The organism is Acinetobacter sp. YH12100, assembly GCF_013419135.1.
In the GTDB taxonomy this organism is placed as follows: domain Bacteria; phylum Pseudomonadota; class Gammaproteobacteria; order Pseudomonadales; family Moraxellaceae; genus Acinetobacter; species Acinetobacter pseudolwoffii.
Genome location: NZ_VPAQ01000007.1, coordinates 20,028 through 42,403 on the forward strand (window position 1 = coordinate 20,028; position 22,376 = coordinate 42,403).

Consider the following 22,376-nt stretch of genomic DNA (forward strand, 5'->3'; position numbering starts at 1 on the left):
GAGATACAAAAAAGCGAGGCATTGACCTCGCTTTTTTACGCCCTTACTGAATCAAGATCAGTGGCCATGCGCTGAGCTATGCTCGGCACTCTCCATGTTGGCATGTTCTTCAGTTGACATATTATGTTCATTCGCTGTTGTATCGGAATGAGCCGTATTGGCAGTCGCACGTGCCTCACGATCTGCTTGAGCCTTCGCAATTGCTTCAGGAGACATGGTCGGTGCATTTTTAAAAGCATGCTGCTGGGTCGTCTGTTTATTTTGCTGGCTTGGCATGTAATCCGGTTCATTCGTCACCGCAAGCCAAAAAATAAACATGAATAATCCACCTAAAATACAGAAGATAATAAGTGCTTTCCAACCCCAAGGGGATTTTTCAGGTGAACTGTGATCAGTCATAGGTCTTACCCACGTGGATATCAAACTTATGTAACTTTATAACATAAATTGATCAAAAAGCAGATCGAAATCTGTCATTAGACGAGTGTATCCAGTGATTCAGCCAGATCCGGAAAATAAAAAGAGCAACTCAGTTCCTCTTTTTATTTAGAGCTCAAAATTATTGAATCGGCTGGCCTTCTGCTGCCCGGTCTTTCAGGAGTTGCGGTGCTTTGAAGCGTTCACCATACTTGTTTTCGAGTACCTTGGCACGGGTCAGCGCCTTGGCCAGACCATACTGATTTAAGAATTGCACCGCGCCACCCGTCCAGGCTGCAAAGCCAATGCCAAAAATGGAACCGACATTGGCATCGACCACAGACTCCAGCACGCCTTCTTCCAGACAGCGCACGGTATCCAGTGCCTGCACAAACAGGAAACGATCCATCATTTCCTGTTCAGAAAGATCAACCTCTTTTTTCCAGTGGTTGAGACCCGTCCAGAGCTGCTTTTTACCATTTTCTGGATAATCATAAAAACCTGCACCGGCAGCCTTACCTTTACGGTTAAACTCATGAATCATACTGTGAATGACTTCATCTGCGGGTGATTTGGTGATGGTCTGACCTTGTGCTTCTAAGACTTTGTATCTTTCATTGGCCACATGTTCGGAGAGGGTCAAGGACACTTCATCCTGAATGGCCAATGGCCCGACTGGCATACCGGCTTTGAGTGCAGCCATTTCAATCCGCGCCGGATGCACGCCTTCTGCCAGCAGGCGCAAACCTTCTTGAACGAACGTACCAAAGACACGACTGGTAAAGAAGCCACGGCTGTCATTTACCACAATCGGTAATTTGCCAATCTGCTGGACAAAGTCAAAGGCTTTGGCCAGTGTTTCTGCTGAAGTATTTTGCCCCTTGATGATTTCGACCAGCTGCATTTTATCGACCGGACTAAAGAAATGCAGACCGATAAAGTTTTGATCATTTTTTGAAGCCTGGGCTAACTCTATAATAGGCAGGGTCGAAGTATTCGATGCCATCACGCCATGACTGGCAAGATACTGTTCTGCTTCTTGTGTGACTTGAGCTTTCAGTGCGGGATTTTCAAACACCGCTTCAATGATCAGGTCACAACCGGCCAGATCTTGATTGGATGCAGTCGCTTGAATCAGGCTTAAAACCTGATCTCGTTGATCAGCAGATAAACGTCCTTGAGCTACTTTTTTATCCAGCAGTTTCTGGCTATAAGCTTTACCTTTTTCAGCCGCTTCAATCGAAATGTCTTTTAAAATAACCTGAATGCCTTTGCTGGCAGTCACATAAGCAATGCCTGCACCCATCATGCCTGCGCCCAGAATGCCAACTTTAGTGGCTTTCCATTTCGCAACCTTTTGGGGACGGCTGGCACCGGATTTGATCGCATTCAATCCATGCCAAAAAGTAGCGATCATATTTTTAGAAATCTGACCGGTGGCCAGATAAGTAAAGTAACGCGATTCAATGGTCAGCGCCGTATCGACATCGACCTGAGCACCTTCTACCGCTGCCGACATGATTGCTTCAGGTGCAGGATAGCAACCTTTGGTTTTATCACGCAGCATCGCTGGGGCAATCGCCAGCATCTGTGCAACTGCTGGCGTTGAAGGGCTACCACCCGGAATTTTGTAGCCTTTTACATCAAAAGGCTGTTGTGACTTCGGATTGGCTTTGATCCAGACAATGGCTTTGTCTAAGAGTTCATCGGTATTGTCTGCCACATCGTGAATCAGCCCTAAAGATTGGGCTTTCTCTACACCCAACTGTTTGCCTTCCATCAACAAGGGAAAGGCATTTTGCAGGCCGAGCAGGCGCACGCTACGGACAATACCACCGCCACCGGGTAGTAAACCCAGTGTGACTTCAGGCAGGCCAAACTTGTTTTTAGGGTCATTCAAGGCAATACGATGATGGGCACACAGAGCAATCTCCCAGCCACCGCCCAGTGCTGTGCCATTTAGTGCAGCCACAACCGGAATGCCGCGGGTTTCGATATAACGCATCTGTGCTTTCATCTCTTCAATCATGTTGAAGAATTCAGTCGCATGTTCAGGTGTAGCTTGAATCAGTTCATCCAGATCGCCACCGGCAAAGAAGGTTTTTTTCGCAGACCGGAAAATGATGCCAGTAATATTTTCATCAGCTTTGAGTTTTTCTACGGTTTCAGCCAAAGCGCTACGAAAATCTGCATTCATGGTATTGGCAGACTGGTTTGGAGAATCAAAGGTCAGAATGACGATATTATCTTCAGTTTTTTGATATTGAATTGCGCTCATAAATTTTTATCCAGATCATAATGGGATGAATTTGGAATTAATATCCTGATTAGATTTTAGAAATTTTCCTTATTACGGAGCCTTTCCAAATTCATCTAAATTCTTGGTTTAAGCTTCAGTTCGACCTGCCTTACGAAATGTATTTCTCATTTAGCAAAAGTAGGCAAACCATTGTCATACGCAAAATCTATTAATTTTGTAAAACAATGATCTTGCGCTAAAACCAAAGCAGTGCTTTGGTTTTGCTCAGGTTGCATATGACTAAAACGTGAATCAAACACTTTAAATATTTGAGTTAAACCAATTCAATAATGGTGGCGATGCCCATACCGCCACCGACACACAGTGTGGCTAGTCCACGTTTTTTGCCTTGGCGTTCTAACTCATCCAGTAAGGTTCCCAGAATCATCGCGCCTGTTGCGCCCAATGGATGACCCATAGCGATTGCACCACCATTCACATTCACTTTCGCTGGATCAACATTGAGTTCGCTAATAAATCGCATCACCACCGCAGCAAAAGCTTCATTGACTTCAAACAGGTCAATATCATCAATCGTCAAGCCGGCTTTAGCCAAAGCTTTACGTGCTGCCGGGGCAGGGCCGGTCAGCATAATGGTAGGATCAGCCCCGACCAGCGCCGTGGCCAGTACTTTAGCACGTGGTTTTAAACCTTGTTCTTTGACCGCTTGTTCTGATGCGATGAGAACCACGGCTGCACCATCGACGATTCCGGAAGAATTCCCGGCATGATGCACATGATTCACCGTGCCAACTTCAGGATATTTTTGTAGGGCGAGGGCATCAAAGCCCATCTGTCCCATAGTCGCGAAACTAGGATTGAGTTTGCCTAAGCCTTCAGCAGTTGTGGTCGGTTTAATAAATTCATCTTGATCTAAAATCATCACACCGGCCTTGTCTTTGACCGGGATAACAGAAGCGTTGAAATAACCATTGGCTTGTGCGGCAGCGGCTTTCTTCTGGGATTGCTCGGCAAACTGGTCTACGTCGGTGCGGCTATAACCGTCAATCGTGGCAATCAAGTCCGCGCCAATACCTTGCGGAATAAAATCACAGGCCATATTGGTTTCAGGATCCAGTGCCCAAGGGCCGCCATCGGAACCCATCGGCACGCGGGACATGGATTCGACACCGCCTGCAACGACCAGATCTTCCCAGCCAGAACGGACTTTTTGTGCAGCCAGATTGACAGCTTCCAGACCGGAAGCACAGAAACGGTTGATTTGTACACCGGCGACATCATTGTCCCAACCCGCTGCGATCGCCGCGGTTTTGGCAATATCGGCGCCTTGATCACCAATCGGAGTGACACAACCCAGCACAATATCATCGACTTTTGATGTATCAAATTGATGACGTGCCTGAAGTTCGTTAAGTAAGCCAGTCAGTAATGAAATGGGTTTGACTTGATGTAAAGATCCATCTTTTTTACCTTTTCCGCGTGGCGTGCGAATGGCGTCGATAATATATGCCTCGCTCATAGCATGTCCCTTTTATTAATTTGCTGAAAATTATTCTAATGACTCGAGTGTAATACTTAAATTTTGAAGTGCAATGACGAGAACGGACCAGATCATTTGATGATTTTTGCCAATAAAAAAAGCCCAGGTCTGGAAACCTGGGCTGGAGAAGAGGATATCGAGAATTTTAATTAATGATAACCATGCAACTGGCGATATAGACCTGGGGTTACACCGGTCCATTTCTTGAAGGCGCGGTGGAAAGTACTGGTTTCACTGAAACCGACCTGCTGCGCGACATCTTCGAGGGTTAGATCTGGATTCAATAACAGATGAATCGCGGCATCACGGCGCAAGGCATCTTTCACACCTTGATAGCTTTTACCTTCGGCTGCCAGACGGCGGCGCAAGGTTTGAGGAGATAAATACAGCATTGACGCGACATCATTCAATGTCGGCATTTCTTCGCCAATCTGGCTCTTCAATACATCACGGATTCTTGAGGTCAGCGAGTTGGTATTTTTAAACTTCACTAGGAGCTGAGCAGGCGCAGCTTTTAAGAATTCCTCTAAGGTTTCTTCATTCTGACGGATCGGCAGGTCCAGATAGTCCGCAGCAAAAGTGATTTCGGTGCGTGGCATGTCGAACTGCATTACCGGCGCAAAGAACAGGGCATCATATTCGTCAGCATGGGCTGGACGTGGATAGCTAAAATGCACACGTTCCAGCGGTAAACGACGTTCAATCAGCCAAGATGCCAGACCATGCCAGATCATCAGCATACTTTCGGTAATAAAATGATCCGGATCCATTGCATTTGGAATGAGGGGCACCAGACGTGCTTCGTGTTTGTCACGTTCCAGGGTCACCGACCAGTCATCACCGAAGAGTTTATAGAACTGCGAGGAAAGTTCCAGTGCATCACCTAAGGTTTTGGCATGAATGATGAGCTGACACATGATGGCAAAAGTGCCTAACCGGCGTTGCTGTTTGTCAAAGCCGACATGCTCGTCCTGGGTCACCATCCATAACATTTTAATAAAGCGGGTATATTGTTCAGGTGAAATACGGGCTTTGGGTTGATGCAGCAGTTCTGCTTCAATTCCGACGTGAGACAATAAAGTATCGACATCCATGCCTAAGCGCTTGACGCCAGATAAGGCTGCATTGACGAAATGGATACTGATCGTATCACGACTCATGTTTAATCCTTCAGTCTCTTTAATGTTCACTAATATTTGACCTAAATGACGAAAAATAATAAAGCAATGGCAATTTACAAGAACACCTTTGCCATTTTCTTACATATTAGATTGCCGAAACTATCAAGGTAAATGGCTGAACATGACATTGTTTTTATGCATTTATGTTTCTATGATGCTGAAAAAGCAATATAAGTAGAGTAAATATTCCAATGTCATATACCTTAAAAGGATTGAAAATTCTAGACTTTTCTACATTATTACCAGGCCCATTCGCGACATTATATCTGGCTGATCTCGGCGCCGAGGTTGTGCATATTGAATCACCGACCCGCCCGGACCTGTTGCGATTAATGCCCCCCTTTGCCAATGGACAGGCCACTTCACAGAGTTATCTGAACCGAAACAAGCAATCGGTAGCACTGGATTTGAAAGATCCGACCAATATCGAACTGGTCAAATCCAAGGTTGCAGATTATGACATTGTGATTGAGCAATTCCGTCCCGGCGTGATGCAAAGGCTTGGGCTGGACTACTCAACCTTAAGCGAAATTAACCCCAAATTAATTTACTGTTCCATCACTGGCTATGGCCAAACCGGTACTTACAAAGCGAAAGCAGGACATGATATTAACTATCTGGCCTTGTCCGGTATTGCTGGACACAGTGGCCGGATCGAAAGTGGGCCACCTGCTTTAGGCATTCAGGTTGCCGATGTAGCCGGTGGTTCCATGCATGCCGTGATTGCAATTCTGGCAGCGGTGATCGAACGCCAGCGCAGTGGTAAAGGTCAATATATTGATATTTCCATGACCGATTGTGTGGTCACCATGAATAATCTGGCCGCATCTGCCAGTCTGGCCGGCAATCAGCATCAACGACCTGAGTCTGGCTATCTGAATGGCGGGACTTTCTATGACTATTATGCAACACAGGATGGACGTTATCTGTCGATTGGCAGTCTGGAACCTCAATTTATGCAGGGATTGGCACAGGCTTTAGAGCTGCCGATTATTCTAGAAAAAGGCAATTCTTTTGCTCCAGAAGATCGTGCTGCGGTGAAACAGGCAATTCAAAATAGAATAAAGTCAAAATCATTAGCGGAATGGCAAACACTATTCGCAGCGCTGGATGTCTGTGTTGAGCCGGTGCTAAAACTTGAAGAAGCTTTGCATTCTGATTTAGCGCAACAGCGAGAATGGCTAGTTCAGGTTCCATTAAAACCCGATAGTCAGCAGACCGAAGCACAACTGGCCTGTCCGATTAAATTTTCACGTTCAAAGATACGTTATGATTTTGTCGGTCAGTTTTTGGGTGAGAGTGAAAAATGGTAATATTTTTAATTATTTAAAAGACAAAAAAGGGTAAAAGATTGAAATATCACTATATGAAAATAACTGCTAATGATTGATGAATTAAAGCATTATTGCTTTAAAACTACACTAAATGCGCTAAACCGTGATATCAGTGAAACTTTGGCAGGCTTATCAATAAAACAGCTATGAAATATGTATAAAAAGCATTTTATTGATAGGTTTAATCTCGCTATCCTTGCGATCGATATAATAGAAACTACTAGCAGCTGTACGCCATGTATTTATATACTGATTTCGATCAGCAACTGATTAATGAACGTGTTGCACAGTTCCGTGACCAAACGGAACGTTATTTAGCCGGTAAACTCACCGAAGATGAGTATCGTCCGCTTCGTCTGCAAAATGGTCTGTATGTACAGCGTTATGCGCCGATGTTACGTATTGCAGTGCCTTATGGTTTGATGAACTCAAAGCAACTGCGTAAAGTGGCTGATTTGGCTAAAGAATATGACCGTGGTTACGCGCATATTTCGACCCGTCAAAACATCCAGTTTAACTGGCCGGCACTGGAAAACGTGCCAGATATGCTGGCTGAACTGGCGACCGTGCAAATGCATGCGATTCAGACTTCAGGCAACTGTATCCGTAATACCACGACGGATCAGTATGCCGGTGTAGTGGCTGGTGAAATTGCCGATCCACGTCCGACCTGTGAGTTGATCCGTCAATGGTCAACTTTCCATCCGGAATTTGCTTTCTTGCCACGTAAGTTCAAGATTGCAGTCTCTGCGCTTGAAGAAACCGACCGTGCAGCCACTGCATTTCACGATATCGGTGTATATATTGTGCGTAATGAAGCCGGCGAAATGGGCTATAAAATCAAAGTGGGTGGTGGTCTTGGCCGTACTCCAGTGATTGGCAGCTTTATCCGTGAGTTCCTGCCACGTGAAGACTTGATTGCTTATCTTGAAGCAGTGCTTCGTGTGTATAACTTGCATGGTCGTCGCGACAACAAATATAAAGCCCGTATCAAAATTTTGGTCAAAGCTTTAACGCCAGCGGTATTTGCTGAGAAAGTTGAAGCTGAATTTGCGCATACTGGTAAGACTTTGAAAATCGATGCAGACACCTTGGCAAAAATGGATGAAAACTTCACCCCATTTGATTATCAAGATTATGCAGATGAAGATTTTACTGAATTGTTTGCGCAATATCCAAAATTCAAACAGTGGTTCAATATCAATACCAATGCACATAAAGTGAAAGGTTATCGTATTGTGACGATTTCACTGAAACGTGCCGGCATTGCACCGGGTGATGTCAGCACCGAAGAAATGAACCTGATTGCAGACCTTGCCGATCAGTACACTTTCGGTGAATTACGTACCACGCATGAACAAAATATCTCGCTGGTCGATGTGCCGCAAAAAGATTTGTTTGCTGTATGGCAAACCCTTGAACAAAACAATCTGGCACGCGCGCATATCGGTTTCTTGACCGACATCATCTGCTGCCCGGGCGGTGATTTCTGTTCATTGGCCAATGCAAAATCGATTCCGATTTCTGAAGCGATTTCACGCCGTTTTGATGATCTGGATACCATTTACAACTTGGGTAAACTGGACTTGAACATCTCAGGTTGTATGAATGCCTGTGGTCATCATCATGTCGGTAATATCGGGATCTTGGGTGTTGATAAAAAAGGCGCTGAATTCTACCAGATCACGCTTGGCGGTAATGCAGACCATGATGCCTCAATTGGCGATATTCTTGGGCCGTCATTTGCAGCAGATGTGGTGCCGGATATTGTAGAAGAAATTCTAAATACCTATCTTGATCTACGTCAGGACGCTGAAGAGTTTATCGATACTTATCGCCGTGTTGGCATCCAACCATTCAAGGAGCGTGCATATGCTTAATACCGCACTCGCAGTGCTCTCTAAAGATGGCACAGTGACAGAAAATACTTACCAGCTCATCGGTGAAGAGGGTGTTTTACCACAAGGTGATGTGGTTCTGACGGTAGATCAGTTAGATCAGCTTCGCCATGTTTCAGGTAAAAAAGCATTGTACTTAACCGTTGATGCTTCACCTGAAAGCAATGAATTTCCGCTAGCTCAATTAGATGCAATCTTTATTGAATTCGCCGGTTTTAATGATGGCCGTGGCTATTCATTTGCAGCACTTTTACGCCGTCAAGGTTTCCAAGGCGAACTTCGTGCCACTGGTGATGTATTCAAAGATGTGTTGAACTACATGAAGCGTTCCGGTTTCGATACTTTCGTGATTAAAGAAGGTAAAGACATTCAGGAGGCGGCTGCCGGTTTAAGTGATTTTAAAAATCCGTACCAGGCATCGACCGCGGTGAATCAGGCAAATTATCAAACAGGTGCCTAACCTGAAAGTTAAAAAGCTTGTCTGTAAATAAGTCTGTTTTTCTTATAAACAAAAAGCCTGCAATGCAGGCTTTTTGTTTGCTTTGGACGATAGATATGATTGTTTCTATACTATCCTGAATACTTTAAATTGCTGCGAATTGCTGTAGCATAAGTATCTTTATGCTGAGAGTAACGCGAGCAGAGCGCTAATTTTCGAGTATGCAAAATCAATCAAGAGGGCGATTTTAATGGGATCGTCATCTGATTTATTTTTTTAATTTTTTCATGATGAAGTGACTTGTCTTTATGCAAAATTCTATCCGTATTGGTATTGCTGGTTATGGCAACTTGGGTCGTGGCGTTGAAACCGCCATTCAAAAGAATCCAGATTTACAACTTGTGGGTATTTTTACCCGTCGTGCGCCTGAAACGGTATCTCCTTGCTTCGCAGCAACCCAAGTGTTCCATATGGACTCACTGACAGATTTCCAAGATAAAATTGATGTGCTGATTTTATGTGGCGGTTCAAAAGACGACTTACCGCAACAAGGTCCGATCTTGGCCAGCCAGTTTAATATTGTCGATAGTTTTGACACCCACGCACGTATTCCTGAATATTATGCAGCGGTCGATGCACCTGCAACAGCCAGCAAGAAAACTGCGATGATCTCCATTGGTTGGGATCCAGGCATGTTCTCGATCAATCGCTTATTTGGTGAAGCCTTACTGCCAGACGGTGAAACCTATACTTTCTGGGGCAAAGGCTTAAGCCAGGGTCATTCAGATGCCATTCGTCGTGTAGAAGGTGTGAAAGCAGGGGTGCAATATACCATTCCTTCAACAGAAGCAATTGAGAAAGTACGTAGTGGTGTTCGTCCAGTATTAACGACCAAAGAAAAACATACCCGTGAGTGTTATGTGGTGCTTGCAGAGGATGCAGATGCAGAAGCAGTGAAGCAAGCGATTGTGACCATGCCGGATTATTTTGCCGACTATGACACGACTGTGAATTTCATTGATGAAGCAACTTTAGCACAAGATCACCAACGTATGCCGCATGGTGGTTTTGTGATTCGTAGTGGAAACACCAGTGATGCACATAAACAAGTGCTTGAGTTTTCATTAAAACTAGAAAGTAATCCAGAATTTACAGCCAGCGTTTTAGTTGCTTATGCACGTGCAACTTATCGTTTAAATCAAATGCAGCAGTATGGTGCAAAAACAGCATTTGATGTGGCACCGGGCTTGTTGTCAATGAAATCACCTGAGCAACTTCGTAAAGAAATTCTTTAAGTCTTATCATTTAAAGTACAGCTTTGAATATTTGACGATAAAAAGCCTCCAATCGGAGGCTTTTGATTTCTAAAATTCCCCCTCCTTTATTAAAGGATGAGGAACGATGTTCCGCAAGAGGGGAGGATTTATAAAATCCCTCTAAATCTCTTTTTTAAAAGGGAGGCTTTTAATTAAAGCAACTCAATCACCACAGCAGTCGCTTCACCGCCACCGATACAAAGTGCAGCAATACCACGTTTACCACCGGTACGTTTCAGCGCATGAATCAAAGTCAGGATAATACGTGAACCGGTTGAACCGACAGGATGACCGAGGGCACAGGCACCGCCATTAATATTGACTTTTTCAGGATCAAGCTTGAACTCATCCATTGGACACATGGTCACCATGGCAAAGGCTTCATTGATTTCCCAGAGGTCGACATCTTGAGCATTCCAACCTGCTTTATCGAGAACCTTTTGAATTGCACCCACTGGCGCTATGGTAAATTCAGAAGGATGCTGTGAATTTGAAGCATAGGCAACAATTTTGGCCAAAGGATTTAAACCTTTTGCTGCGGCATGATCCGCTGAGCTAATCACCAGAGCTGATGCACCATCAGAAATTGAGCTGGCATTGGCAGCGGTAATGGTGCCGTCTTTGGCAAAGGCTGGACGCAGGGTTGGAATTTTATCAATATTGGCATTGAAGGGTTGTTCATCTTTATCAACAACCACATCACCTTTACGTGTTTTTACCGTAACTGCTACGATTTCATCAGAAAAATAGCCTTCATTCACAGCAGTTTGTGCACGTTTCAATGAGCGAATGGCGAAATCATCCATCTGTTCGCGAGTATAGCCTTTGGTATTTGCCATATCTTGGGCAAATGAACCCATCAAACGACCTGTCTCAGCATCTTCAAGACCATCTAGGAACATATGATCTTTAATTTCGCCATGTCCCATGCGGAAGCCGCCGCGCGCTTTCGGCAATACATAAGGCGCGTTGGTCATTGATTCCATCCCCCCTGCAACCACAATATTTGCAGAACCGGCTTTAATCATATCGGCTGCTTGCATCACCGCTTTCATGCCAGAACCACAGAGTTTGTTAATGGTCACAGCACCCGTTGAATCCGGAAGGCCGGCTTGACGCATCGCTTGACGGGCAGGGCCTTGTTTCAAACCCGCAGGAAGGACACAACCCATAATGACTTCTTCAATATCTGCTGCTTGTAAGCCTGCGCGAGCAATCGCTTCTTTAATTGAAGCCGCACCCAGTTCAGGTGCAGTTACACTGGCAAGGCTACCCTGAAAGCCACCCATGGCTGTGCGTGCACCATTGACAATTACGATATCAGTCATTGTTATATCTCCGTATGAGTTTTAATCAATTTTTCAAACATAAGCAGTATATTGAAAAAAACTCAGGATTGAAGCGCTAATCGCAGTCAATCATAAACTGCATAGTTCTGTTAGCAAGAAGGGAGACTTTCTACCCGGATATGTCCCATTTTACTCAGTACAATACGCTGCTGGCTGGAAATTTGCGCCGAACAATAATAGAAACTGCCATTCGAACCAATCGGAAGGGCGGTACGTGCCTGATAAGTGACACTTGGTGAACTTAATGCGCCTCGCCAACTCAGGTTGCCATATTTAAGATTTAGAGCATCAATGTGTAAAATTTGTTCGCCCGCATCGACTTGCCGATTTTTATTTTTATCAATAAAGACCAGCATATTCTTATTCCATTGGTTAGATTGACAAGTCAGGGAATCCTGGCTTGGACAGATGACAATATTCTGATGAAAAACTGCTGCCTGGCTGCGTGCATAGCGGTTAATCGCAGATAATTTGATTGGGATATTTTTGGCTTCCTGTTTGGAACGATACTCATGAAAGTAAGGTAAAGCAATACTGGCTAAAATTGCAATCACTGCAATACAGATAATTAACTCAACAATAGTGAACGCTCTTGTTATTTTTTTATACATAGAGTTACCTGATTTATATATTATTTTTATAAGAAACATGTTATTAATTATGCGTTTTTTATGCTTTGTTGAGCGTGTGATTTGGTCGTTACTCAAATTTCAAGAAAGCGATTAAAAAATAATTGGCAATCACAATAGGTCATTCAGAATAAAAAATTGAGTAAAAAATTACTGAATTACAACGGAAATTGTAAGTAATTTTGTCAATAATTTACTTGATTAAATTAATCAAGCACTTGGAAAAATAATAAAGTGTTTGTATGATGCCATGTGAATAGCTTAAGAATAAAACTGGGGTAATAAAAAGCCTATCTCAGGATGGCCTATTACGGGCTTGAGCTTGAACAACAATTGTTATCTCTGGAGGATAAATCCATGAAAATGAGTCGTATTGCTTTAGCTATGCTTGTAGCTGCACCTTTTGCTGTTGCAAATGCAGGCGTAACTGTTACTCCGTTGATGTTAGGTTATACATTCCAAGACACTCAGCACAACAATGGCGGTAATGATGGTGAGTTATTAGTTTCTAATCAAGGTGAAATGCAAGACGATTTATTCGTTGGTGCTGCGATTGGTGTAGAACTTACTCCTTGGTTAGGTTTTGAAGCTGAATACAGCCAAGTTAAAGGTGATGTTGACGGTGCTGAGCAGCCTGGTGCAGAATATAAAGGCCAAAACATCGCAGGTAACTTCTACGCAACTTCTGATGTATTTACTGGCAACTATGACAGCAAAGTGAAGCCATACATGCTTCTAGGTGCTGGTCACTACAAATACGAATTTGAAGGTGTAAATCGCGAAGGTCGTGGTAATGAAGAAGAAGGTACGCTAGGTAACGCTGGTATCGGTGCATTCTGGCACATCAACGATGCATTGGCACTACGTACTGAAGCTCGTGGTACTTACCACTTTGACGAAAAATTCTGGAACTATACAGCACTTGCTGGTCTTAACGTAGTTCTAGGTGGCCGTCTGAAGCCAGCTGCTCCAGTAGTAGAAGTTGCTCCAGTTGAGCCTGTAACTCCGGTTGCTCCAGCTCCACAAGAGTTGACTGAAGACCTGAACATGGAACTTCGTGTGTTCTTTGATACCAGCAAATCAAACATCAAAGATCAATACAAACCTGAAATCGCGAAAGTTGCTGAGAAGCTAGTTGAATATCCAAACGCTACTGCTCGCATCGAAGGTCACACTGATAACACTGGTCCACGTGCACTAAACGAACGTTTGTCTCTGGCTCGTGCTAACTCTGTTAAATCTTCACTTGTGAATGAATACAACGTAGATGCATCTCGCTTGTCTACTCAAGGTTTCGCTTGGGATCAACCGATTGCTGACAACAACACTAAAGAAGGTCGTGCTATGAACCGTCGTGTATTCGCGACAATCACTGGTAGCCGTACTGTACTAGTTGAAGGTCAACAACAAGCTCAATAATTAATTATTGAATTGTTAAAAAAGCGGCTCCTATGAGCCGCTTTTTTTATATCTGAATTTTGACTACACTACCTAGGCACTGAAAATGTAGTTGAGTAAAAGCGTGAGTATAGAAATTCCGGAAGATTTACAAAATCTGGAAGCCAATAGTGGAATTTTCTCGATCTGGATGATTTTCCATCATTATGGAATTGACCTGCATATTCCGGACTTGGTTCAGCTCTGTCGTCACAATCCGGAAATGGGAACTTCAACTATTGCCCTTGCAGTGGCTTTGCAGACGCTGGGACTGGATGTTGCTTTTTTTAGCGAATATGATGCAGATAAACAGCCAGTCGAGCTTGATTTTTATCAACAAGTACAGACACTTAAAATACCTGTTGAAGAGCGTGTGATCTCTTATGCAGAAATCCAGCAGCAGGTGGAAGCAGGCCGTTTCGTGATTGTTTTCTACGATACCTTAGAAGGGGTCGGTAATCATTCATTGATCTATGCAATAGATGAACATGAGATCAGTTTCTTTGACAGTTTTGATGCGATGCCGGCAGATGTATTCGAGCAGCAGCGTCAGGCAGAGGGGATCTGTCAGCAAGTGATTGTGATCGATGACCGTAATTTTGTCATGCGGCATAACTAATCTAAGAAATTAAAAAATCAGCCCGTAGGCTGATTTTTTAATTTATGATGGTTTATTCCTGATCAAGTTTCATAGGTTGTACATCCATCTCTTGATAAGACACCAGTTTGGATTTTTTCTTCCATTTGTATCCGAACCAGATTGCCAAGAACAATGGAATACTGATATAGGTCGAGAGAACCCCCATCCATTGACCTGCCAGAACATCCTGATAGTTTTGACCAAGGACGACAATCGCACAGAGAATAAAAGCAAACCAAGGAGCAAAGGGGAAGAACTTGGCGCGATAAGCCAGATCTTCCAGTTTGTAGCCTTGAGCCAAGTAACCTTTGCGGAAGCGATAGTGTGAAATCGCAATCCCGAGCCAGACAATAAAGCCGCACATGCCCGACATATTGAGTAGCCAGTTAAAGACTTCCTGTTCACCGAAGAAGGTGGTCAGGAAACACAGTGCTGCGATTGCAGTGGTGGCATACAGGGCATTCATCGGTACACCACGTGGATCCAGACGGCCAAACAGTTTTGGCGCACTACCTTTACGTGCCATATCAAATAGCATGCGCGTAGAGGAATACATGCCTGAGTTACCCGCAGACAGAATGGCTGTCAAAATCACCGCATTCATAATGCTCGCAGCAAAGGCAAAGCCGGCCTTTTCATAGAGCAGGGTAAAAGGAGAAAGCGCAATATTGTCGGTCGCAGCCGCCTGTAATAAGCGTGGGTCATTGTAGGCAATCAATGTGCCGATAATGAAAATACACACGATATAAAACAACAGGATACGCCAGAAAATCTGCTTGATTGCCACCGGAATGGTTTTCTTTGGATCTTTCGATTCGCCCGCAGCCACCCCGACCATTTCGGTTCCCTGAAAGGAGAATCCTGCAATCATCGCCACGCCAATTAAGGCTTGGAAACCACCGACAAAAGGTGCGTCACCAATACTCCAGTTGGCAAATGCTTCTGCGCCTGGGGTCAGCATAATCTTCACGATCATCCAGATACCGATAATGATAAAGGCAATAATCGCGACAACTTTCACCAGAGAGAAGAAGAATTCAGATTCACCAAAGCCTTTAACTGTCAGGGCATTAATCCCAAAAATAATGGCCAGGAAAATTGCACTCCAATAAACACCAGGAATATCGGGAAACCAGAATTTCATGATGAACTGAACGGCAACCAGCTCAAAAGCTACGGTAATGGCCCAGTTGTACCAGTAGTTCCAGCCCAAAGCGAAACCAAAACCGCCCTCGACATATTTAGTGCCATAAGTGAAAAATGCACCCGAGGTAGGATTATGCGTAGCGAGTTCGCCCAAACTGGTCATCAAGAAATAAATCATGACACCAATCAGTGCATAAGCAAGTAGTGCTCCGCCTGGCCCGGCATTGGCAATGGTCGCACCCGAGGCCAGGAATAGACCTGTACCGATGGATCCGCCAATGGCGATCATATTCAGATGACGAGCACCCAGCTTACGCTGCAGCTGCATCGTATTTTGCGTTTCGCTCATCATGATTCCTTAACATTTTTTTGTGTGCTAGCGAACAGCACTTTAAAGCCTTGTTGATCCGCTTTCACTGTGCAGCGACCAAAGTTTTGTTCAATCAGGGTCGGGTAGTTTAAGAAACGGTTGGCCACGATCCAAAGCTCGCCACCTGATTTTAAATGACGACGCGAAGTTTTACACAAGGTTTCGCTGGCCGTGTAATCGGTCTCGATTCCCATATGAAAAGGCGGATTACTGACAATGGCATGCAAGAACAAGGGTGCATCAGCAATGCCAGTGACCGCTTTAATTTCGATCTGTTCAGGGCTAAGCTGGTTTTCATCAAAGGTCATTTGGGTGGAGGCCAGCGCAAAGGCATCAACATCCATGGCAAAAATCCGGTTTTTCGGATTCAACTTTGCCAGATACGCACTAATCACACCTGCGCCACAACCAAAGTCAGCGATTTTACCCGAGGTAACTTGTGACAAATAAGGTAATAAGGTGGCAGTCCCAATATCTAAACGGTTTTGACTAAACACGCCCGGCAGGGCACAAATATTCAGGTCACCATTCGGGGTCGAGACGCTATAACGCTGTGCCCAGTCTGCAAGTGATTTTTTCTCGACCGTGTGGTCTAGAACCAGTTGCCAAAGCTGGCAATGACGTGCGCTATCCAGTTTGAGGGTTTTACCATAAGGCTGCAACTGTTTGGCTGCACGCTCTATCCCGCCTTTCTTTTCACCGACCAGGAAAATACTGCTGCCCGGTTTAAGTTGTGCTGCCACATTATGCAGTAAATAATTGAGCAGTTCTTTAGACTTGGGTACAAAAATAACCGCCTGATCAAACTCAGCTTCAGGCATCTCTGCGCCAAAGTGGACATCTGCTTGTTGCGACTGGAAATAGTGAAAATCATTAAAATTCCATGTCCAGACAGCGGGATTGATAGAGGCATCGAATTCAGCGAGTAGATCATCTGTCGGTGCATTAATGAGTAAGATGCGACCCGACAAAAAATCATATTGTCTTAATAAAACTTCGCTTTTAGGATCCATAGGTATCTCTCCAATATAAAGAACACTGCCTAAGTCTGACCTAGACAGTGTTCTTTGGACATGAAATTACTTCTTTGTTTCAGGAAGTACAACATTCAGAATAAGGGCAGCAATACCGCCAGTGGCAACGCCTGAGCTAAAGATATTACGGAATAACTCAGGAAGATGCTCAAGAATTTGTGGAACTTGTGCAACACCTAAACCCAGTGCCAGTGAAATCGCAATAATCAGCAGGGCACGGCGGTCCAGATGTACGCCAGACAGAATATTAATGCCGGAAGCTGCTACTGCACCAAACATCACCATCACTGCACCACCCAGTACCGCTTGCGGAACCGCCTGGATAATCCCGGCAACCGCAGGCAGTAAACCCAGAATGATCAGTAAAGCAGCAATCCAGATGCCGACATAACGGCTCGCTACACCCGTCAACTGAATCACACCGTTATTTTGTGCAAATACCGAACTTGGGAAGGTGTTAAAAATACCGGCAAGGAATGAATTGGCGCCATTGACCAGTACACCGCCTTTAATGCGCTGCATCCATTTTGGACCATCGACCGGCTGGTTAGAAAGCTTTGAGGTCGCCGTGATATCGCCAATCGCTTCTAAAGAGGTCACCAGATAAATGAATGCCATCGGAATAAACAGGCTCCAGGAGAAGCTTAAACCGAAATGCATTGGAGTTGGAATCTGTACCAGTGGGGCATCTTTTAAACCGGAAAAATCCAGATGGCCCATAAAGCCGGCCAGAATATAACCACAAACCAGGGCAATCAAAATGGCAGAACTTTTTACCCAGGTAATCCGGATACGGTTCAGGATAATGATCAGCGCCAAGACTGTGCAGGACATGATCAGGTTGTCTGCATTGGCAAAAGTTTTATCGCTCATGGCCTGATAACCACCGCCCATACTGATTAGACCTTCTTTAATTAAGGTTAAACCAATCAGAAGGACGACAATTCCGGTCACCAAAGGGGTAATCAGTTTTTTTATCCAAGGCAGAATCTGGGACACGCCCATTTCAATAAATGCACCTGCAATCACCACACCAAAAATTGCCGCCATGACTGACTCAACTGGCGTACCGGCAGCAACCATGGCTGAACCAATACCAATAATTGGGCCGATAAAGTTAAAGCTGGTTCCCTGAACAATCAACAGACCGGCACCAAAAGGTCCGACTTTTTTAGACTGTAAAAAAGTCGCGATACCCGAGATCACCAGGGACATGGACAAAATCATGTTGGTGTCTTCTTTGGATACCCCAAGTGCCAGACAAATTAGCAGGCCAGGCGTCACGATCGGGACAATAATTGCCAATAAATGTTGGAATGCAGCTAAAAAAGCAATAAATGGTTTTGGACGATCATCCAGACCATATACCAGGTCGAGTTGATCTTTAGGAGGAGGAGATTGATTAAAATCAGACATGTGTCAATGCAAATTAAGGCAGGGTGGAGCTATTCTAATCGAGTTACACGCCTTTACAAAATCAAAAAAAGCCCATCTCCTTAAAAAAAGTTGAGGAGTGTGGTAACAGTGACTATAAAAGTTTTGTATTTTTCTGTATAATTTGCCCTCAAATTACATACGCATTGAATTTACATGTCAGATATTAAAACTCTCCGTAACATCGCCATTATTGCGCACGTCGATCATGGTAAAACCACTCTTGTAGACAAACTTTTGCAACAATCAGGTGCTCTCGGTGATCGCGCGGGTGAGATTGAGCGTGTCATGGATTCTGGCGCTATCGAAAGTGAACGTGGTATTACCATTCTTGCAAAAAACACTGCAATTAAATGGACGGATGCACGTACCAATACTGAATATCGCATTAACATCGTGGACACCCCGGGACACGCCGACTTCGGTGGTGAAGTTGAACGTGTAATGTCGATGGTTGACTGCGTACTTCTTCTTGTCGATTCACAAGAAGGCCCGATGCCACAAACACGTTTCGTAACGCAAAAAGCGTTCGCACGTGGTTTGAAGCCAATCGTAATTATTAACAAAGTTGATAAGCCAAGCGCACGTCCAGACTGGGTGATTGACCAGGTATTCGATTTGTTCGATAACTTGGGTGGTTCTGACGAACAGTTAGACTTCCCGGTCGTTTATGCATCTGGTCTTCGTGGTGTGGCGGGTCCTTCTCCAGAAGAACTTGCTGACGACATGACGCCATTGTTCCAAACAATTGTAGACATCGTTGAACCGCCAGCAGTTGACGTTGATGGTCCATTCCAAATGCAAGTGTCTTCACTTGACTATAACAGCTTCGTAGGCGTTATCGGTGTTGGTCGTATTCAACGTGGTTCAGTTAAATTGAACACGCAAGTGACTGTAATCGATAAAGAAGGCAAAACACGTAACGGTCGTATCTTAAAAATCATGGGTTATCATGGTTTAGACCGTGTGGACATCGAAGAAGCCAATGCAGGTGATATCGTTTGCGTAACGGGTATTGATGCATTGAACATTTCTGACACGATTTGTGATCCGAAAGCTGTTGAAGCGCTTCCACCGCTTTCTGTAGATGAACCTACAGTCACAATGACATTCCAGGTAAACAACTCACCGTTTGCTGGTAAAGAAGGTAAATTCGTAACTTCACGTAACATTCGTGAGCGTCTAGATCGCGAATTGATCCACAACGTCGCATTACGTGTTGAAGACACTGACAGTCCTGACCGTTTCAAAGTATCTGGCCGTGGTGAACTTCACCTTTCAGTTTTAATTGAGAACATGCGCCGTGAAGGCTTCGAGATGGGTGTATCTCGTCCGCAAGTCATCTTGAAAGAAATTGACGGTCAAATGCAAGAACCGTACGAAAACGTGACGTTTGACGTTGAAGAACAGCACCAAGGTTCTGTAATGGAGCAAATGGGCAGCCGTAAAGGCGAGATGACCAATATGGAAGTTGACGGTAAAGGCCGTATCCGTATTGAAGCAACTGTTCCTTCACGTGGCTTGATCGGTTTCCGTTCTGAATTCATGACGATGACTTCAGGTACGGGTATCATGACATCAAGCTTCTCGCATTATGGTCCAATGAAACAAGGCCAAGTTGCGAAACGTCAAAACGGTGTGTTGATCTCTATGGTTCAAGGTACTTGCCTGGGCTATGCATTGTTCACATTACAAGACCGTGGTCGTCTATTCGCTAAGCCTCAGTTAGAAGTTTACGAAGGTATGATTATTGGTATTAACTCACGTTCTGACGACATGACTGTGAACCCGACTAAGGCAAAACAGTTAACCAACGTACGTGCATCTGGTACTGATGAAGCATTAACACTTGTTCCTGCAGTTGAATACACGCTTGAACAAGCACTTGAATTCATTGAAGATGACGAACTAGTTGAAGTAACACCGAAGTCAATCCGTATCCGTAAGCGTTATTTGACTGAAAACGAACGTAAACGTAACCGTTCAGGTAAATAATCTGTAGATTATTGATCTAAGATTCCTAAAGCCGCAATCTTTTCAAAGATTGCGGTTTTTTTTGTATTAAAATTTTAACTAGAACCATAAAACTTATAAAAAACATCACCTTATGTGAAAATGAAATCACTTATAATTAATGTATAATTCATCACAAACTTTAAAATGAATTATTGGAGAAAAAATGAGTATTATTCAAGAATTTAAAGAGTTTGCTGTCAAAGGCAATGTGATGGACCTCGCGGTCGGTGTTATTATTGGTGGAGCATTTGGTAAAATTATTGATTCTTTTGTAAAAGATATCATCATGCCAATCGTTAGCTGGATTTTAGGTGGTGATGTTGACTATTCTAACTGGTTCCTGGTACTGGGTGATAATCCTAATAATGTCACTTCTTTGACAAATGCACAGGCTGAAGGTCTGAATGTATTTGCTTATGGTAACTTCCTAACGATTCTGATTAATTTCCTGTTGTTGGCATGGGTGGTATTCTTACTGGTGAAAATGATGAATAAACTTCGTCGTAAACAGGCAGAAGAAGCACCTGCACCTGAAGCCACCCCTGAAGATATCGAATTATTGCGTGAAATTCGTGATGAATTGAAAAAACGTCCTGAAGCATAAGCGTTCTGACACAAATAAAAAACGGCGCCTCTTGTGCCGTTTTTTTAATCCTCCTAAATCCCCCCTTTTGTTAAAGGGAGGTGGGGAGAGATTTATAAGATTAAAAATCCATCCGGAACTTAATTTCTACCAAATGAAAACCAAACTGGCTTTTGACCGGACCATGTAAGACCCGTTCAGCAGCCGTAAACACCAGCTTATCAATGACAGGCACCAGTTGGCCTTTTTTTACTTCGCCCAGTTCTCCGCCACGCTTGGCAGAATTACAGGTTGAATATTGTTTGGCGATTTTATTAAAGTCAGCGCCACTCAAAATCTTCTTTTTAAGCTGCTCGGCAGTTTCTTTATCTTTAACCAGAATATGACGCACAATGGCTGTTTTCATGACTTTTTCCCTCGTACAGTTGCCAGTTTTTTGACAGGGAGGTGCATCTTTTTCAAAGGCTGACATTCTGGACAGAACACAGAAGCACGTTGTCCCAGTTTAATATTTTCAAGTGTGGTCTCACAGTTCACGCACATTTCCCCGGCACGACCATAGGCCAGCAGCGTTTGCTGAAAATAGCCATTTTCCCCCATGGCGTTGGTGTAATCCCGTAATGTCGACCCGCCTAAATCAATGGCCTGTTTTAATATGCGCTTGATTTCCAGCACTAATTTTTCGATCTGTGCCAAGCTTAAAGTCGAGACGGGTTGTGCTGGATGAATGCCCATATTGAACAGACTTTCGGTTGCATAAATATTGCCGACACCTACCACCACATGGTTATCCATAATCGCAACTTTGGTGCCAACATTTTTATTTTTCAATTTTTCAAATAAATACTGAGAATTAAAATTTTCACTCAGGGGTTCTGGTCCCAGCGTATCAATCAGTTTGCTTTGTGACTGCGCATCTAGCCATAAAATACAGCCAAAACGACGCGGATCATGATAACGCAGTTCAATATCATCAAACTGAATAATCAGATGATCATGTTTGCGTAATTCTTCAGTTGTTTCACACAAACGAAAGCTGCCAGACATGCCTAAATGCCAGAGCATGGTGTCGTGCTCAAACTCAGCCAGAATATATTTGGAACGGCGCGACAGGTTGAGTAATTTCTGCCCGACCAGCTTTTGTATATTTTCGGGAATGGGCCAGCGCAAACTTGACTGACGGATTTCAACCCGTTTTACACGTTGTTCTAACAAGGGTAATAAACTGGTTTTGGTGGTTTCTACTTCTGGTAATTCAGGCATAACACATCAGAGGCGAGGGAGATGCAGCTAATATTGGGCGAATTTACGGAGATTACAAGTCTTAATGGGGATGCAACCATTAGAAAATGA

The 22,376-nt window shown here is 44.0% G+C and carries 19 protein-coding genes; 8 read left to right on the forward strand and 11 right to left on the reverse strand.

Going from position 1 to position 22,376, the window contains the following annotated elements; all coding sequences use genetic code 11:
* Positions 1-57 precede the first annotated feature (57 nt).
* From FTU40_RS06415 to FTU40_RS06430, 4 genes are all read right to left on the reverse strand, one after another.
* A complete protein-coding gene (locus FTU40_RS06415; RefSeq protein ID WP_034608399.1) occupies positions 58-399 on the reverse strand; it encodes a hypothetical protein in 342 nt (113 codons plus the stop codon).
* 160 nt (positions 400-559) lie between these two features.
* The gene (locus FTU40_RS06420; protein ID WP_180040194.1) at positions 560-2,695 is read right to left on the reverse strand and encodes a 3-hydroxyacyl-CoA dehydrogenase NAD-binding domain-containing protein; all 2,136 of its coding nucleotides are present in this window, start codon (positions 2,693-2,695) and stop codon (positions 560-562) included.
* A gap of 295 nt (positions 2,696-2,990) precedes the next feature.
* On the reverse strand, positions 2,991-4,196 hold the full coding sequence (locus FTU40_RS06425) for an acetyl-CoA C-acetyltransferase (protein ID WP_005098009.1): 1,206 nt from the start codon (positions 4,194-4,196) through the stop codon (positions 2,991-2,993).
* 170 nt (positions 4,197-4,366) lie between these two features.
* Positions 4,367-5,377: an AraC family transcriptional regulator gene (locus FTU40_RS06430; RefSeq protein ID WP_005169495.1), complete on the reverse strand. Its 1,011-nt coding sequence runs from the start codon at positions 5,375-5,377 to the stop codon at positions 4,367-4,369.
* A gap of 212 nt (positions 5,378-5,589) precedes the next feature.
* Here FTU40_RS06430 and FTU40_RS06435 point away from each other — a divergent pair, with 212 nt between their 5' ends.
* The 4 genes from FTU40_RS06435 (at position 5,590) to FTU40_RS06450 (ending at position 10,364) form a co-directional block, all read left to right on the forward strand.
* Entirely contained in the window at positions 5,590-6,711 is a 1,122-nt protein-coding gene (locus FTU40_RS06435; RefSeq protein ID WP_100329176.1) for a CaiB/BaiF CoA-transferase family protein, read from the forward strand.
* Positions 6,712-6,968: 257 nt separating this feature from the next.
* Entirely contained in the window at positions 6,969-8,612 is a 1,644-nt protein-coding gene (locus tag FTU40_RS06440) for a nitrite/sulfite reductase (protein ID WP_180040196.1), read from the forward strand.
* Positions 8,605-9,090 (forward strand): DUF934 domain-containing protein, encoded by a 486-nt coding sequence (locus FTU40_RS06445; RefSeq protein ID WP_180040198.1) that lies wholly within the window; start codon positions 8,605-8,607, stop codon positions 9,088-9,090. The genes FTU40_RS06440 and FTU40_RS06445 overlap by 8 nt, the downstream gene beginning before the upstream one ends.
* 287 nt (positions 9,091-9,377) lie before the next feature.
* Positions 9,378-10,364, forward strand: a complete 987-nt coding sequence (locus tag FTU40_RS06450; protein WP_005169500.1) for a diaminopimelate dehydrogenase — start codon at positions 9,378-9,380, stop codon at positions 10,362-10,364.
* Positions 10,365-10,537: 173 nt separating this feature from the next.
* Here the strand turns inward: FTU40_RS06450 and FTU40_RS06455 are convergent, their stop codons facing one another.
* Positions 10,538-11,713, reverse strand: coding sequence for a thiolase family protein (locus FTU40_RS06455; RefSeq protein WP_180040200.1), 1,176 nt, complete (start codon positions 11,711-11,713; stop codon positions 10,538-10,540).
* Between the two features lie 110 nt (positions 11,714-11,823).
* Positions 11,824-12,345, reverse strand: a complete 522-nt coding sequence (locus tag FTU40_RS06460) for a GspH/FimT family pseudopilin (protein ID WP_005169505.1) — start codon at positions 12,343-12,345, stop codon at positions 11,824-11,826.
* A 375-nt stretch (positions 12,346-12,720) separates the two neighbouring features.
* Between FTU40_RS06460 and omp38 the strand changes: the two genes are divergently transcribed.
* Complete coding sequence (omp38, locus tag FTU40_RS06465) at positions 12,721-13,782, forward strand: outer membrane protein Omp38 (protein WP_180040202.1); 1,062 nt, start codon at positions 12,721-12,723, stop codon at positions 13,780-13,782.
* Positions 13,783-13,885: 103 nt separating this feature from the next.
* Complete coding sequence (locus FTU40_RS06470) at positions 13,886-14,419, forward strand: peptidase C39 (protein ID WP_180040204.1); 534 nt, start codon at positions 13,886-13,888, stop codon at positions 14,417-14,419.
* Between the two features lie 52 nt (positions 14,420-14,471).
* Here FTU40_RS06470 and FTU40_RS06475 read toward each other — a convergent pair whose 3' ends face one another.
* From FTU40_RS06475 to FTU40_RS06485, 3 genes are all read right to left on the reverse strand, one after another.
* The gene (locus FTU40_RS06475; protein WP_005097999.1) at positions 14,472-15,935 is read right to left on the reverse strand and encodes an amino acid permease; all 1,464 of its coding nucleotides are present in this window, start codon (positions 15,933-15,935) and stop codon (positions 14,472-14,474) included.
* Positions 15,935-16,969: a methyltransferase gene (locus tag FTU40_RS06480; RefSeq protein WP_180040206.1), complete on the reverse strand. Its 1,035-nt coding sequence runs from the start codon at positions 16,967-16,969 to the stop codon at positions 15,935-15,937. The genes FTU40_RS06475 and FTU40_RS06480 overlap by 1 nt, the downstream gene beginning before the upstream one ends.
* A 66-nt stretch (positions 16,970-17,035) precedes the next feature.
* Complete coding sequence (locus tag FTU40_RS06485; protein ID WP_005097996.1) at positions 17,036-18,406, reverse strand: uracil-xanthine permease family protein; 1,371 nt, start codon at positions 18,404-18,406, stop codon at positions 17,036-17,038.
* A gap of 174 nt (positions 18,407-18,580) precedes the next feature.
* Here FTU40_RS06485 and typA point away from each other — a divergent pair, with 174 nt between their 5' ends.
* A complete protein-coding gene (typA, locus tag FTU40_RS06490) occupies positions 18,581-20,419 on the forward strand; it encodes a translational GTPase TypA (protein ID WP_005097994.1) in 1,839 nt (612 codons plus the stop codon).
* 184 nt (positions 20,420-20,603) lie between these two features.
* Positions 20,604-21,044 (forward strand): large conductance mechanosensitive channel protein MscL, encoded by a 441-nt coding sequence (gene mscL / locus FTU40_RS06495; RefSeq protein WP_074383487.1) that lies wholly within the window; start codon positions 20,604-20,606, stop codon positions 21,042-21,044.
* Between the two features lie 100 nt (positions 21,045-21,144).
* Here the strand turns inward: mscL and FTU40_RS06500 are convergent, their stop codons facing one another.
* Positions 21,145-21,429: a peptidylprolyl isomerase gene (locus FTU40_RS06500; protein ID WP_004281718.1), complete on the reverse strand. Its 285-nt coding sequence runs from the start codon at positions 21,427-21,429 to the stop codon at positions 21,145-21,147.
* The gene (gene mutM, locus FTU40_RS06505) at positions 21,426-22,286 is read right to left on the reverse strand and encodes a bifunctional DNA-formamidopyrimidine glycosylase/DNA-(apurinic or apyrimidinic site) lyase (protein ID WP_180040208.1); all 861 of its coding nucleotides are present in this window, start codon (positions 22,284-22,286) and stop codon (positions 21,426-21,428) included. The genes FTU40_RS06500 and mutM overlap by 4 nt, the downstream gene beginning before the upstream one ends.
* Positions 22,287-22,376: the final 90 nt, after the last annotated feature.

Bases quoted from the DNA above. Each gene is read 5' to 3' on its own strand.
- FTU40_RS06415 (WP_034608399.1), bottom strand. From the start codon at position 399: ATGACTGATCACAGTTCACCTGAAAAATCCCCTTGGGGTTGGAAAGCA.
- FTU40_RS06420 (WP_180040194.1), bottom strand. From the start codon at position 2,695: ATGAGCGCAATTCAATATCAAAAAACTGAAGATAATATCGTCATTCTG.
- FTU40_RS06425 (WP_005098009.1), bottom strand. From the start codon at position 4,196: ATGAGCGAGGCATATATTATCGACGCCATTCGCACGCCACGCGGAAAA.
- FTU40_RS06430 (WP_005169495.1), bottom strand. From the start codon at position 5,377: ATGAGTCGTGATACGATCAGTATCCATTTCGTCAATGCAGCCTTATCT.
- FTU40_RS06435 (WP_100329176.1), top strand. From the start codon at position 5,590: ATGTCATATACCTTAAAAGGATTGAAAATTCTAGACTTTTCTACATTA.
- FTU40_RS06440 (WP_180040196.1), top strand. From the start codon at position 6,969: ATGTATTTATATACTGATTTCGATCAGCAACTGATTAATGAACGTGTT.
- FTU40_RS06445 (WP_180040198.1), top strand. From the start codon at position 8,605: ATGCTTAATACCGCACTCGCAGTGCTCTCTAAAGATGGCACAGTGACA.
- FTU40_RS06450 (WP_005169500.1), top strand. From the start codon at position 9,378: ATGCAAAATTCTATCCGTATTGGTATTGCTGGTTATGGCAACTTGGGT.
- FTU40_RS06455 (WP_180040200.1), bottom strand. From the start codon at position 11,713: ATGACTGATATCGTAATTGTCAATGGTGCACGCACAGCCATGGGTGGC.
- FTU40_RS06460 (WP_005169505.1), bottom strand. From the start codon at position 12,345: ATGTATAAAAAAATAACAAGAGCGTTCACTATTGTTGAGTTAATTATC.
- omp38 (WP_180040202.1), top strand. From the start codon at position 12,721: ATGAAAATGAGTCGTATTGCTTTAGCTATGCTTGTAGCTGCACCTTTT.
- FTU40_RS06475 (WP_005097999.1), bottom strand. From the start codon at position 15,935: ATGAGCGAAACGCAAAATACGATGCAGCTGCAGCGTAAGCTGGGTGCT.
- FTU40_RS06480 (WP_180040206.1), bottom strand. From the start codon at position 16,969: ATGGATCCTAAAAGCGAAGTTTTATTAAGACAATATGATTTTTTGTCG.
- FTU40_RS06485 (WP_005097996.1), bottom strand. From the start codon at position 18,406: ATGTCTGATTTTAATCAATCTCCTCCTCCTAAAGATCAACTCGACCTG.
- typA (WP_005097994.1), top strand. From the start codon at position 18,581: ATGTCAGATATTAAAACTCTCCGTAACATCGCCATTATTGCGCACGTC.
- mscL (WP_074383487.1), top strand. From the start codon at position 20,604: ATGAGTATTATTCAAGAATTTAAAGAGTTTGCTGTCAAAGGCAATGTG.
- FTU40_RS06500 (WP_004281718.1), bottom strand. From the start codon at position 21,429: ATGAAAACAGCCATTGTGCGTCATATTCTGGTTAAAGATAAAGAAACT.
- mutM (WP_180040208.1), bottom strand. From the start codon at position 22,286: ATGCCTGAATTACCAGAAGTAGAAACCACCAAAACCAGTTTATTACCC.